General features: G+C 65.0%; 14 protein-coding genes and 1 other RNA gene. 11 read left to right on the forward strand and 4 right to left on the reverse strand.

The window, feature by feature from the left end; translation table 11 throughout:
• The first annotated feature begins 45 nt into the window (after positions 1 to 45).
• From HOP51_RS08445 to HOP51_RS08480, 8 genes are all read left to right on the forward strand, one after another.
• Positions 46 to 1,398 carry an aminotransferase family protein gene (locus tag HOP51_RS08445; RefSeq protein ID WP_234273496.1) on the forward strand — a complete coding sequence of 451 codons (1,353 nt, stop codon included), beginning with the start codon at positions 46 to 48 and terminating at the stop codon, positions 1,396 to 1,398.
• 24 nt (positions 1,399 to 1,422) lie between these two features.
• A complete protein-coding gene (locus tag HOP51_RS08450; protein WP_234273497.1) occupies positions 1,423 to 2,124 on the forward strand; it encodes a CoA transferase subunit A in 702 nt (233 codons plus the stop codon).
• Positions 2,114 to 2,767 carry a 3-oxoacid CoA-transferase subunit B gene (locus tag HOP51_RS08455; protein ID WP_234273498.1) on the forward strand — a complete coding sequence of 218 codons (654 nt, stop codon included), beginning with the start codon at positions 2,114 to 2,116 and terminating at the stop codon, positions 2,765 to 2,767. Before HOP51_RS08450 ends, HOP51_RS08455 begins: the two co-directional genes overlap by 11 nt.
• Positions 2,767 to 4,050: an ArgE/DapE family deacylase gene (locus HOP51_RS08460; protein WP_234273499.1), complete on the forward strand. Its 1,284-nt coding sequence runs from the start codon at positions 2,767 to 2,769 to the stop codon at positions 4,048 to 4,050. Before HOP51_RS08455 ends, HOP51_RS08460 begins: the two co-directional genes overlap by 1 nt.
• On the forward strand, positions 4,047 to 5,240 hold the full coding sequence (locus HOP51_RS08465; RefSeq protein WP_234273500.1) for an acetyl-CoA C-acyltransferase: 1,194 nt from the start codon (positions 4,047 to 4,049) through the stop codon (positions 5,238 to 5,240). The genes HOP51_RS08460 and HOP51_RS08465 overlap by 4 nt, the downstream gene beginning before the upstream one ends.
• Positions 5,241 to 5,277: 37 nt before the next feature.
• Positions 5,278 to 5,931: an amino acid ABC transporter permease gene (locus HOP51_RS08470; RefSeq protein WP_234273501.1), complete on the forward strand. Its 654-nt coding sequence runs from the start codon at positions 5,278 to 5,280 to the stop codon at positions 5,929 to 5,931.
• Positions 5,928 to 6,650: an amino acid ABC transporter ATP-binding protein gene (locus HOP51_RS08475; protein WP_234273502.1), complete on the forward strand. Its 723-nt coding sequence runs from the start codon at positions 5,928 to 5,930 to the stop codon at positions 6,648 to 6,650. The genes HOP51_RS08470 and HOP51_RS08475 overlap by 4 nt, the downstream gene beginning before the upstream one ends.
• 82 nt (positions 6,651 to 6,732) lie before the next feature.
• Positions 6,733 to 7,527: a transporter substrate-binding domain-containing protein gene (locus tag HOP51_RS08480; RefSeq protein ID WP_234273503.1), complete on the forward strand. Its 795-nt coding sequence runs from the start codon at positions 6,733 to 6,735 to the stop codon at positions 7,525 to 7,527.
• Between the two features lie 93 nt (positions 7,528 to 7,620).
• On the opposite strand, the gene HOP51_RS08485 is transcribed toward HOP51_RS08480, so the two are convergent.
• Together HOP51_RS08485 and ffs are read right to left on the reverse strand one after the other, a co-directional pair.
• A complete protein-coding gene (locus HOP51_RS08485; RefSeq protein ID WP_234273504.1) occupies positions 7,621 to 7,926 on the reverse strand; it encodes a hypothetical protein in 306 nt (101 codons plus the stop codon).
• Between the two features lie 258 nt (positions 7,927 to 8,184).
• Positions 8,185 to 8,281: signal recognition particle sRNA small type (gene ffs / locus HOP51_RS08490), an RNA gene on the reverse strand.
• Between the two features lie 190 nt (positions 8,282 to 8,471).
• Here ffs and HOP51_RS20880 point away from each other — a divergent pair.
• Both HOP51_RS20880 and HOP51_RS08495 read left to right on the forward strand, forming a co-directional pair.
• Positions 8,472 to 8,597 carry a hypothetical protein gene (locus tag HOP51_RS20880; protein WP_267957674.1) on the forward strand — a complete coding sequence of 42 codons (126 nt, stop codon included), beginning with the start codon at positions 8,472 to 8,474 and terminating at the stop codon, positions 8,595 to 8,597.
• 77 nt (positions 8,598 to 8,674) lie between these two features.
• On the forward strand, positions 8,675 to 9,022 hold the full coding sequence (locus HOP51_RS08495) for a P-II family nitrogen regulator (RefSeq protein WP_234273505.1): 348 nt from the start codon (positions 8,675 to 8,677) through the stop codon (positions 9,020 to 9,022).
• 3 nt (positions 9,023 to 9,025) lie between these two features.
• Here the strand turns inward: HOP51_RS08495 and HOP51_RS08500 are convergent, their stop codons facing one another.
• Entirely contained in the window at positions 9,026 to 11,017 is a 1,992-nt protein-coding gene (locus tag HOP51_RS08500; protein ID WP_234273506.1) for a monovalent cation:proton antiporter family protein, read from the reverse strand.
• Between the two features lie 74 nt (positions 11,018 to 11,091).
• Positions 11,092 to 12,114 (reverse strand): AbrB family transcriptional regulator, encoded by a 1,023-nt coding sequence (locus tag HOP51_RS08505; RefSeq protein ID WP_234273507.1) that lies wholly within the window; start codon positions 12,112 to 12,114, stop codon positions 11,092 to 11,094.
• Between the two features lie 77 nt (positions 12,115 to 12,191).
• Here HOP51_RS08505 and HOP51_RS08510 point away from each other — a divergent pair, with 77 nt between their 5' ends.
• Positions 12,192 to 12,953, forward strand: coding sequence for a TlyA family RNA methyltransferase (locus HOP51_RS08510; protein WP_234273508.1), 762 nt, complete (start codon positions 12,192 to 12,194; stop codon positions 12,951 to 12,953).
• Positions 12,954 to 12,957: the final 4 nt, after the last annotated feature.

Raw genomic sequence — 12,957 nt, forward strand, 5'->3', positions numbered from 1 at the left:
TGCTGAACAACCGTTCACCGACGCACAACGATAATGAGCGAGCCAATGGAACCATCCCCTCTCTTTTATCAAGCAGGGCCTGCCCTGCCCGAGGTCAGCCACGCCAAGGGCGTCTACCTGTGGGACGATACCGGCAAGCAGTACCTGGATGGCTGCTCCGGCGCCATCGCCTGCAATCTGGGTCACGGCCGCGACGACATCCGCGACGCCATGCTCGCCCAGCTCGACCGCGTGGCCTTCACCTACCGCACCCAGTTCGAGAATGCCCCGGCGGTCGCCCTGGCCGAGACCCTAGTCGCCCTCACCCACCGGCAATTGGAGAAGGTATTCTTCGTCTCCAGCGGTTCGGAGGCGGTGGAGTCGGCGCTCAAGCTGGCGCGCCAGTACTTCGTCGCCCGGGGCGAGCCCCAGCGTCGACGCTTCGTCTCACTGCGCCCCTCCTACCACGGCAGCACCCTGGGGGCGCTGGGCGTGACCGGCTACGAGCCGCTGGAAGTCCCCTTCACCGACATCATCACCGCTTCGCTCAAGGTGCCTGGTCCCGACTTCTATCGTCATGGCGAAGCCGACGATGCCCGGCACGTGGCACGGGTGCTGGAGGAAACCCGCGCCACCATCGAGGCCGCCGGCCCCGAGACGATTATCGCCTTCGTGCTCGAACCAGTGGGCGGTGCCAGCACTGGCGCACGCCTGCTCGACCGGCACTACCTGGAAGGCGTTCGCACGCTGTGCGACGAGTTCGGCTGCCTGTTGATCCTCGACGAAGTGCTGACCGGCGTCGGCCGTACCGGCGCCTGGTTCGCCTACCAGCACTACGGCGTGACACCCGACCTGCTGGCCACCGCCAAGGGGCTCGGTGCTGGCTACTACCCGGTGGGGGCAATGCTCTCGCGTGCCGACATCGTCGAGACGGTCATGGCCGCGGGCGGCTTCCAGCACGGCCATACCTATGCCGGCAACCCGCTGGCCTGCGCTACCGGACTGGCAGTTATCGATGCCATGCAGCGCGAGCACGTGCTCGACAACGTGGCGGCCCGCGGCCGCGAATTGAAGGAGGGACTGCAGGCGCTCAAGGCTCTCTTTCCCTGGGTCGGCGACGTGCGCGGCCTGGGGCTGCTATGGGGCGTGGAGCTGGTCGCCGATGCCGATACCAAGACGCCCTTCCCCGCCGAGCAGAACCGCTTCGCCCGCCTCACGGCGCTGGCCAGGGAGGAAGGACTGCTGATCTATCCGCGGCGCACGCTGAATGGCATAGCCGGCGATCACTTCCTAGCCACCCCGCCGCTGACCATCGACGCCGCCGACACCGCCGAGCTGCTCACCCGGCTCGAGCGCGCCATGCAGCGCTTCGACCGCGAGGTGGACGCCGCGACGCCGATGAACGCAACGACCCTCTGACCGCCGGATGGAAAAGACACCCACATGACGCTTCTCAATCGCAAACATCGCACCATCGACGAGGCCATCGCGGCTATTCCGCACGGCGCCTCGATCATGGTCGGCGGCTTCGGCTCGCCGGGCACGCCCTTCGCCCTGATCGACGAGCTGCTGGCCCAGGGCCAGCGCGACCTCACCCTGATCAAGAACGACGCCAATGAGCCGGGCATCGGCGTCGGCAAGCTGATCGCGGCCGGTCGGGTGCACCGGCTGATTACCTCGCACATCGGCCTCAACCGCGACGCCATCGCGGCGATGAACCGCGGTGAGCTGGAAGTCGAGCTCTTCCCCCAGGGGCTTCTCGCCGAGAAGATCCGCAGCGCCGGCGCCGGCCACCACGCCTTCATCACCGATATCGGCCAGGGCACCGAGATCGCCGGCAAGCGCCGCGAAATCGAGCTGGATGGCCGCACCTGGGGCATCGAGCCGGCGTTGTATTCCGACTTCGCGCTGGTCCACGCCGAGCGCGCCGACCGCTACGGCAACCTGATTTATCGCGCCACGGCCAGCAACTTCAACCCGTTGATGGCCATGGCCGCCAATACCGTCATCGCCCAGACCTACCGGGTCGATGAGCCCGGCAGCCTGCCGCCCGAAGCGATCCACACACCCTGCGCCTTCGTCAGCCAGGTGGTGGAGGTCGCCCGCGATACCAGCGAACAGGGGAGGCGCGCCCATGTCGGCTGACCAGCAACGCATTCTCGCCCGCGCCGCCCGGGAAGTGACGGCAGGCCAGATCGTCAACCTCGGCATCGGCCTGCCCACGCAGCTGTTCCACTACTTACCCGACGAGATGGAGGTACTGGTGCACTCCGAGAACGGCGTGCTGGGCTGTCGCCCGCGCCACGCCGATGAAGCGCCGGATTGGGACCTGATCGACTCCGGCGGTGCCTACATCGCCACCCGCCCCGGCGCCAGCGTATTCGACAGCGCCATGTCCTTCGCCATGATCCGCCGCAGCCGCGTGGACGTCACCTTCATGGGCGCCTTCGAGGTGGATGAACTAGGCAACCTGGCCAACTGGAAGATCCCCGGCAAGTTCTCGCCGGGCATCGGCGGCGCCATGGAGCTGGCGCAGAAGGTCAAGCGCCTAGTGATCCTCTGCTCGCACAACGACAAGCACGGCAACCCCAAGATACTCGAGCGCTGCCGCCTGCCGCTCACCGCCGAGCGCTGCGTGTCACGCATCGTCACCGACAAGGCGGTGATGGACGTCACGCCGCAGGGGCTCGCCGTGGTGGACATCGCCGAAGGGCTGAGCGTGAGTGAGCTGCGCGAAGCCACCGAAGCCGAACTGATCGTCGACAAGCGTCGACTGGGGAGATTCTGATGCTGAGCGCCATCGAGAAACGCATCGTCGCGCGCTGCGAAGCACTGATGGACGACACCCTGGCGCTGACCTGCGACCTGGTGCGCGGCTACAGCGTGCTGGGCGAGGAACACGACGCACTCAAGACCATGGAAGGCTGGTTCGAACGCCTCGAGCTGCCGGTCACCCGGGTACCGCTGGATGCCCTGGGCTTTGCCGACCACCCCCATCGAGCTCCCGTCGGATGGGACTGCACGGGACGCTACAACCTGGTGGCCCAGCTCAACGCCGACACCCCGGGACCGCACCTGGTGTTCAACGGCCACCTCGACGTGGTGCCGGCCGAGCCCCACGACATGTGGACCCGCCCACCCTGGGAGCCCTGGGAGAAGGACGGCTGGCTCTATGGTCGCGGCGCCGGCGACATGAAGGCAGGTATCGCCGCCATGACCCTGGCCGTACAGGCGGTGCGCGAGGCCGGGGTCACCATCGACTTCCCGCTGACCCTGCAGACAGTGATCGAGGAGGAGTGCACCGGCAACGGCACCCTGGCCTGCCTGCACCAGGGCTACAGCGGCGACTTCGTGCTGATCCCCGAGCCCTTCGGCGCCCAGATCTATGCCGGCCAGGTCGGTGTGCTGTGGTTCCGCATGCGCCTGGACGGCGTGCCGGCCCACGTGCTCGACACCCGTGCCGGGCGCAACGCCATCGAGACCCTGGTCGAGTATCTGCCCACCTTCAAGGCGCTGGAGGCCGAGATTAACGGCCTGCCGCGCCAGGCACCCTACGACGCCCTCGACAGTCCCTTCAACCTCAGCATCGGCAAGATCGAGGGGGGCAACTGGGCCTCCAGCGTGCCCGCCCATGCCATCCTCGAGGGGCGCGTGGGCTTCCCGCCGGGCATGACGCCCGACGAGGTAATGGAGCGCGTGCGGCAGTGCATCGCGGCGCACCACGCCGAGCTTGCCGATGGCAGCCCCGCGCCCCGGGTGGAATTCCACGGTTTCCGCTCCGAAGGCCACTTGGTCGACCTCGAGGCACCGGGCATCGCCCTGCTCTCGCGCTGCCATCAGGATCTGCTCGGCGAGCCGCCAGCCACCTACCTCTCTACCTGCACCACCGACCTGCGCGCCTTCCATGTCAGCGGGCGAATCAACGGCACCTGCTACGGGCCGGTCGCCCAGCGCATCCATGGTGTCGACGAGTGCGTGGAGATCGACTCGATTCGTCACGTGCTGACAACCTACGCGCTGTTCATCCATCGCTGGGCGGAGATGGCCAGACACGCAGGAGAACGTTCATGAAGGAAGCGTATCTCATCGACTATGCCCGCAGTGCCTTCACCCGCGCTCACCCGCGCAAGCCGGAGGTGGACGGCTGGGCCGACACCCGTGGCGACGTCCTGCTAGCCGAGGTGATCGACGCCCTGCTAGAGCGCACCAGCCTCGACCCACAGGCGGTAGAGGATCTCAGCATCGGCTGTGCGCTGCCGGTCAAGGAGCAGTGGAGCTTCGGCGGCCGCTACCCACTGTGGCTGTCACAGCGGCTCGGCCCACATGGCCGCGCGTGTGCCAGCCGACAGATCGACCAGCAGTGCGGCTCGGGGCTGGCCGCCCTGCGCTGCGCCGTTCGTGAAATCCAGGCCGGCGCAGCGGAAGTGGCCGTGGCGGGCGGCTTCGAGAACATGACCCGCGTGCCAATGGGGCCCGTGCTGTTCAAGGAAGGCGTACTGACCACCCCCGGTACCCTGCAGAACGCTCCCTGGCTCGAACTCGGCGTGGCGCTGAACATGGGGCTCACCGCCGAGCGCCTGGCGGAGTCGGCCGACATCGCACGTAACGAGATGGATGAGTTCGCCCTCGAATCCCACCAACGCGCGGCCCGCGCCGACGCCGAGGGCTACTTCGAAAGCGAGCGCCTGGCACTGGCCAACCCCGCCGGTGAAACGATGGCGCGCGACGCCAATATTCGGGCCGACACCAGCGCGGAACGGCTCGCCGGGCTCGACCCGGTGTTTCTCGAAGGCGGCCGGGTCACCGCCGGCAACAGCTCGCCGCTGACCTCGGGCGCCGCCGCCACGCTGCTGATGTCGGCCGCTGCTATCGAGCGTCATGGTGCCAAGCCGTTGGCCCGCATCGTGGCATTCGCCGACGTGGGCGTGGCCCCGGAATACATGGGCGCCGGAGCCGCTGCGGCCGCCCAGCAGGCACTGGCCCAGGCCGGCCTGCGCCCGGAGCAGATCGACGCCTGGGAGATCAACGAGGCGTTCGCCGCCGTGCCGCTGCACGCCATGCATCAGCTCGGGCTCGATCCCGTCAAGGTCAACGTCTGGGGCGGCGCCCTGGCACTGGGCCACCCGCTGGGCGCCACCGGCATACGCCTGGCCGGCACTCTCGCCCGGGTGCTCGCCTTCCGCGGCGGCCGCTACGGCTGCGCCACCGCCTGTGTGGGCGGCGGGCAGGGTATCGCCGTGGTGATCGAAAGCTGCCTATGAAGCGCTGCGCCGAAACGAACAACAACGGGATTCGACCATGACCTCCTTTCTTCACGACCTGATCGCCACCTTTCCCGCCTTCACGCGAGCAGCGTGGATGACCCTGCAGATCACCGGCATTTCGCTCGGTCTGGCCCTCGTCATCGGGCTCATCTTCGCCCTGATGAAGGTCTCGGGACTGAAGTCGCTGGGCATCGTCTACAACGGCTATGTCGGCATCATTCGCGGCACACCGCTGATCGTGCAGATCATGTGGCTCTATTTCGGCATCACCCACTTCGTGGTGCTCTCCGCCTTCTGGGCCGGTACCATCGCGCTGGCCATTCACAGCGGCGCCTACATCGCCGAGATCTTCCGCGGCTGCATCCAGTCGGTGGACCGCGGCCAGATGGAAGCCGCGCAGTCTCTGGGTATGAAACGCGGTCTGGCGATGCGCCGGATCATCCTGCCCCAGGCCTTCAAGCGCGCCATCCCGCCCATGGGCAACCAGTTCATCATCGGCCTCAAGGACTCCTCGCTGGTGGCCTTCATCGGCATCACCGAGATCTTCAGCCTCTCCATGGACAACGCGGCGGTGACCTTCAAGCAGCTCGAGTTCTACACCATCGCCGGCCTCTACTACCTGGCCATGGTGGCACTGTTCACCTACGTCCTCAGCCGCCTCGAACATCGCATGGATACCGCCAAATGATCACCGTCAGCAACCTGCACAAGTATTTCGGCGAGCTCCACGTCCTCAAGGGCGTCGACCTCGAAGTCCGCCCTCAGGAGGTCGTGGTGCTGATCGGGGCCAGCGGCTCGGGCAAGAGCACGCTGCTGCGCTGCCTCAATTTTCTGGAGCTGAAGGACGAGGGCAGCATCGTCATCGACGGTCAGGAGATCGACCCCGCCACCACGCCGCTGAACAAGGTGCGCGAGAACGTCGGCATGGTGTTCCAGCACTTTAATCTTTTCCCGCACATGACGGTGCTGGAAAACGTCATCGAGGCGCCGGTGCACGTCAAGCACATTCCCAAGGCCGAGGCCATCGAACAGGCCCGTCAGCTACTGGACAAGGTCGGGCTCAGCAACAAGGGCGACGTCTATCCGGAGAAGCTCTCCGGGGGGCAGAAACAGCGCGTGGCCATCGCCCGGGCATTGGCCATGGAGCCCTCGGCGATGTTGTTCGACGAGCCCACCTCAGCACTCGACCCGGAGCTGGTCGGCGAGGTGCTGGAGGTGATGAAGGGACTCGCCGCCGACGGCATGACCATGGTGGTCGTCACTCACGAGATGGGCTTCGCCCGCGAAGTGGCCGACCGGGTGGTGTTCCTCGACGGCGGCACCATCGCCGAACAGGGCCCGCCCGGAACCTTCTTCAGTAACCCGCAGCACCCCAAAGCCAGGCAGTTTCTCAGCCGGGTGCTGTAACAGCCGGCGGCGCCGGTATTCGATGTCGTAACGCCGGCGGCACCACCCCAACGCAACCTGCACCGGAACAAGAGGCAAGACAATGAACAAGACACTGCGCTCTCTTTTCGCCACGACTTTCTCCACTGCGCTCGCCACGACCGCCACCCTGGCCGTGGTCGCTACCGCCACGCTGCTGCCGGTGAGCGAGGCCCGCGCCGAGCAGGAGACTCTCACCTACGCAATGACCGGGCTCTATCCGCCCTTCAGCTACCGCGAGAACGGTGAACTGACCGGCTTCGACGTGGATATCGGCAGAGCCCTGGCCGAGGAGATGGGCATGACAGCCGAACCGGTGGCCAACCCCTGGCAAACTCTAATCGCCGCGCTGCGCTCCAACCGCTTCGATGCCATCATCGGCAGCATGGCAATCACCGAAGCGCGCCAGGAGCAGGTCGATTTCACCGACCCTTACTACAGCTCCGGGGCTCAGGTCTTCATCAGCGCCAACAACGGCGAATTGCACGAGGTCGAGGACATTCGCGGCAAGACCCTCGGCGTGCTGGTGGCCAGCAGCTTCGCCGATGCCGCCCGCGAGCACAGCGATGACCTGACCACCTACACCGATGACGTCACCGCCCTGCGCGACCTTACCGTTCGCGGCCGGGTGGACGCGGTGATCACCGACCAACTGATCGGCGAGAACGCCATCCACAACGCCGATCTGCCGGTGCAGCCACTGGGCGAGCCGATCTACGTCGACGACATTGGCATCGCCGTGAACAAGGGCAACGAGGAACTGCTGGAGCGCTTGAACGAAGCGCTGGCGGCGATCAAGGCCAACGGCCGCTACGCTGAGATCAGCGAGCGATACTTCGGTCGCGATATCTCGCAGTAAGCCCTCGGCTCGAAGCCCAGGCGCTCAAACGCAGCGGGGAGGCCATTGGCCTCCCCACTCGTTCGTTCGTGGCATTGCTCGTTGCAGTCGGACTCAGGCGCAGTCCGCCGCGCCCTGACCGAACATATCGAACAGCAGTTCGCGACCCATGGCGGTCAGCACGAAGCGACCCTCCTCGTTATAGACAGCGGCCTCGCTGCTCTCCAGCACACGCTGGCAGGCACGCCACTCCTGGGAGGCTTCGCGCAGCTGACGCAGGGCGCGGTTATCGAGCCCGCGGAAAGGAATGGTGATGGTTTCCAACACATGGCCCTGCTGGTAGAGCAGGAAAGCGGCGTTCGACAGGCACTGGCGCAGGCTACGCTGGATGCCGGCATTGGGCGTGGTGTCGATCTGCATGTGCGCCTCCTCTCTCACGAGTTTTGCTGCGCTGCATATTAACACCAAAGTCGGTATCGACCAAGGTCTAACACGAGAAGCAAATAACCCAGCGAAGACGCCGGCAAACGCAATCCGCATGGCTAGGTCAGATGGGACCGGCGATACCGCTGAAGCCAAGCAAGACGGTGGCGGCAACTGTGAAGTCACGTTGAAGTACGACGACAAGGAGCCGTCGAAGAGGAGGGAAGAAGATACGCTGGGTAGAAATGGAGGCGGCCCCGACAGCCACATCCCGGCACACGCGGCCACCACTACCGTTGCTCCCTTCCGGGCCTGGCGGGGTTTGCGGTTTAGCGTTGCGGGAGGACCGACGAGGCCACCACGACACGAAGCCTTGCGGCTTCGAACCCGGCGTTGCATCAATGGCTTGCCGAGTGCGGGTGCACTATACCAGCGGCACCGGAGGGCGGCAAGGGGCGCCAGCCCTGTGGGGAGGCAGCATATCGACTAGGGTAGGAAGAGAACGGGAAGGCAAGGAGATCGGCCCGCCCAAGAAGGCCCTCATGAACAAGAATCCCGACCAAGGCTATATCGCGCTGCTCGGCTGGAGCCTCAACCCCATCGAGGCCGCCGAGAATTTCGATTGCCATTATGTCGTAGTGACAACTCACCCGCCCCCAGGTACTTGACTCGCATCAGGACAATGACGCGGGGCTCTGCCAGAATGGCAGTATCTCAATGTGAGGCTCGCTTCGAGGGAGTTCGAATGGATTTCAAGTTATTGATGGTTTTCGTCGACCAGGACAGGACCGATACCGTTCTGACTGCCGCACGGGAAGCAGGCGCCACCGGGGCTACCATCATCAACAACGCCCAAGGCCAGGGACTCAAGCCACAGCTGACCTTCTTCGGCCTGGAATTCATGGCGTCTCGCAGCGTGATTCTCATTCTGGTGGAAGCCCGCCGTTCAGAGGGTGTACTGAACGCCGTGAGCACGGCGGGCAAGCTCGATGAGAGCCTCGATACGGGCATTGCGCTGGAAATCGAGGTGTCCAAGGCGCTGGGGCTGACGGAACACATCAAGGCCCTGAGCAAGGAGCACCCGCTCGACTGAGCGCTATTCGGGTGGCTGGCCAGAGCCGGTGAGGCGCCGTTCCACCCGCTCGAGATTGTCCTGCGAGCCCAACAGTACCAGCACGTCGTTGGTCTGGACTTCGGTGGCAGCGCCTGGATAGCGCGCACGCTTGTCATCACGAACCAGCGCCGTGACGGAGACATCGTCCCGCTCGGTATCCAGCTCCGAAAGGCTCTGGCCAATTGCCGGTGAGCCCTCGGACATCAGCACCGAATGCAATCGCTCCTGCTCCGATGCCTCCGGTTTGATACTGTCCAGCGTACCGCGAAACAGCTCTCTGAGCATTCGGTAGTGGCTGCTGCGCTGCTCCTGCAGCCGCAGTGCCACCCGGTACAGAGGCACGCCCAGCGACTGCAGCGCGTGGGAAGTCAGCAGCATGCTTGCTTCCAGTGTCTCGGGTATGACCTCGGTGGCACCTGCCTTGCGCAGCTCCTCCACATGCTGCTGGTCCCGCGTACGAACCACTGCCGCCAGCTCGGGATTCAGGCGCTTGGCATTGCGCAGCGTCGCCAGCGCAGCCGGCCTGTCGTCATGGCTGATGACCAGTAGCGCCGCCCGCTCCACACCGACGTTTTCCAGCACCGTCAGGTCCGATGAATCGCCATAGAACACCTGCTGCCCTGCCAGCCGCGCCTCCCTCACGATGGCCGGATCCATATCCAGCGCCAGGTAGTCGAAGCCTTCGCTTTCGAGAAAACGGCTCACCGTCTGGCCGGTACGGCCAAAGCCGCAAATCACCACGTGTCCCTGGCTCTCGGTAGGCTCGGACGGCGTCGGTACGTCGCCAGCCGGTTTCGCTCCGCCTCGTGAGCGGCCGAATGCCCATAGCGCCAAAGGTTGATTGAAGCGAATCAGCAGTGGCGCCAGGATCATCGAGAACAGCACGGCGTTGAGCACGACCTGCGCCGGCCGGCTAGCGATGACGTTGCCATCCAGGCCAATGGCCAACAGAGCGAAGCCGAACTCGCCGCCGACGGCCAGCACCAGCCCGGTACGAAACGCCGTCTGAGGATCGACCCCCGAAAAACGTACGATCAGCGTGACCAGTACCACCTTTATACCCAGCAGCCCCACCGCTCCCAGCAGCGCTTCGAGCCAGATATCGGGTAACAGTGCGGGCTCGACCAGCATGCCGATACTGACGAAGAAGAGCCCAAGCAATACGTCGCGGAACGGACGAATGGTGGACTCGACCTGGTGGCGAAACTCCGTGTCGCCAAGCACCATGCCGGCAAGAAAGGCGCCGAACGCCATGGACAGCCCAAGCGTTTTAGTGGTCCAGGCGGATACCAGAGAGACGAATAATACCGTGAGGGTGAACAGCTCCGCCGAGCGCCGTTCGGCTACCAGGTGAAACAGAGGACGTAGCAGATATCTTCCCGACAGCAGCACGATAACGAACGCGAGGAAGGCCTTGGCCAGAGCCATCCCTAGCGCCCCTGCCACCTCATGCATGGCAGCCACACCCAACACCGGGATGATCACCACGAAAGGAACGGCAGTAATATCCTGGAAGACCGACATGGTAGTGCCGAGCCGTCCATGCCGCGCCTGGCTTTCACCCTGCTCCAGCAGTTGCTTGGTGATGATGGAGGTCGATGACTGGGCAAACACCGCTCCGACAGCGAACGCCGCTGGTCCGGGCAACCCCAGCCACCAGGCGATCATTGCCACTACCAGAGTCGTCAACGCTACCTGTGCCGTCCCCAACCCGAGAATGGTATGGCGCAGCGCATAGATCTGCGGCAGGGAAAAGCTGAGGCCGATGGTGAAGAGCAGAAACACGATGCCGAACTCGGCGATGACGTCGATGTAGTCGTTGTCAATTACCGGACCGGCCGTGTGGGCGCCCAGCATCACGCCGACGAGCAAATATCCCAGGCTAGGAGGGATCCTGAAGCGCTGAAAGACCAGCACGACCAATACCGTTGCGCCAAGCAGCAGCAGCATCTGTACCAATGCCTGTTCAAGCATTTATTCGTTCCCGTGCCGTACCGTGGACTCATCCAAGTCGTGCCTCACTTGAATGGGTATCATAACAGCGGAGTTCAACCGACACGCCTCAGCCAACCTGCCCAGAAGGGAGCGAACAACATCAGCGCCACCATGCGCAACAAGTGGTGAAAGGCAACGAAAACCGGATCGAGATCCAGCGCCACGGCAAGGATTGCCATCTCACCGATACCACCGGGAGCCAGCGCCAGCAGCGCCACATCGCGCGGTACCCCTACCAGCCGATGGATCAGCTCGGCGAAGCAGGCCAGCACCACCAATGCCAGCAGCGTGGCAACGAAGGCCTCGAACAGGTAGCGCCCCAGGCGGGCCGAGGAAAGCCCACGGAAACGCGACCCAATGGCGCAACCAAGCACCCATAGCATCACGTTCATGCCCCCGTCCGGCAGGCTGAAGCTGGCCATGCCGAAGCCGGAGAGCAGGCCGGCGAAAAGCAGCGGGGCAAGCAGGGTGTGGCTGGGCAAGCGCAGCCAGCGTCCCAACGGGATCAGCAACGGCAGGGCCAATAGCATCCAGGCAGCTTCGAAGCCATTCTCCGCCGCCCCCGCTCGCACTGCCGCACCGCCCTCGTAGGCCCAGAACAGGGGCGGCAGGATCATGATGACCAGAATGATTCGCAGCGATTGGGCAATGGCGATACGCCGCGGATCGCCACCGCTCTGTTCCCCCATCAGGATCATCGCCGTCATGGCCCCAGGCGCCGAGGCAAACCAGGCGCTTACAGAATCGAAGCCGCAGCGGCGGTACCAGGCCGCCGCCACTGCAGTGGAAACTGCCACGCCGAGCAACAGCAGCACGGCCGAAACCGGCCAGTCCAGCACCCGCTCGGCCAGTTGTGGCGTCACCTGACTGCCCAGCACCAGGCCTAGCACACCAAGAAAGGCCTCGCGCAACGGCTCGGGAATGCGCACATCGACACCCCGGGCGGACACAATCAGGTTGGCCGTCAGTGGCCCCAGCATCCAGGCCAGCGGCATGCCGATAAGTTGGAAGACGAGCCCACCCACGGCGCCGATTGCCAGCGACTTGACCAGTGCCGTCCCTTCACCTCGATCCACGCGGTTCCCTTCTGTTAACTGGCTAACGAAATGATTATGCCATAATGCCCGCTTTGCTGCCGGTTACGGAGCCCCGCGTGCCCCGCCTCGATCAATTGCTCGTTACCCAGGGCCTGGCCCGCTCGCGTACCCGCGCCCAGCGGCTGATTCGCCACGGCCGAGTCAGCCTGGCGGAGACCGGTCGCGTGCTGGGCAAGCCGGGGGAGAAACTGCCGGAGGACGTGCGCTTGGTGGTCGCCGAGGAGCCCGAGGAGCGCTATGTCTCGCGGGCGGGACTGAAGCTGGAAGCGCTGATCGAAAAGCTGGGGTTCGACCTGAAGGAGAGACTGGTGCTCGACGTGGGTCAGTCCACCGGTGGTTTCACCGATTGTGCCCTGGCCTTCGGAGCGCGCCATGTGATCGGAGTGGAGGTTGGCCATGGCCAGCTCGATCCCGAGCTGCGTGGAGATCCCCGCGTGACCTGCCTGGAAGGCCTCAACGCCCGTCACATGGCGGACAGCGCCGCCCTGCGCGACGCCATCGCCTCCCAGGGAGGCGGGCCGGAACTGGCGGTGATGGACGTTTCCTTCATCTCGCAGACCCTGATTCTGCCCCAACTTGCCCGGCTGCTGCCTCCTGGCGGCGAACTGCTCTCGCTGGCCAAGCCACAATTCGAAGTCGGCCCCGACAAGGTCAACGCGCGGGGCATCGTCACCGACCCGGCCCGCTATGCGGAAGTGGAAGCCAGGCTACGCGGCGTCTGTGCCGAGCTGGGGCTGGCGATCCAGCACTGGCAGGAGAGTCCGATCGCCGGCGGTGACGGCAACCGGGAGTTCCTGCTGTACGCCGTAAAGCGCTGACGCA

The sequence above is a fragment of the Billgrantia zhangzhouensis genome, assembly GCF_021404465.1.
Classification (GTDB): Bacteria; Pseudomonadota; Gammaproteobacteria; order Pseudomonadales; family Halomonadaceae; genus Halomonas; species Halomonas zhangzhouensis.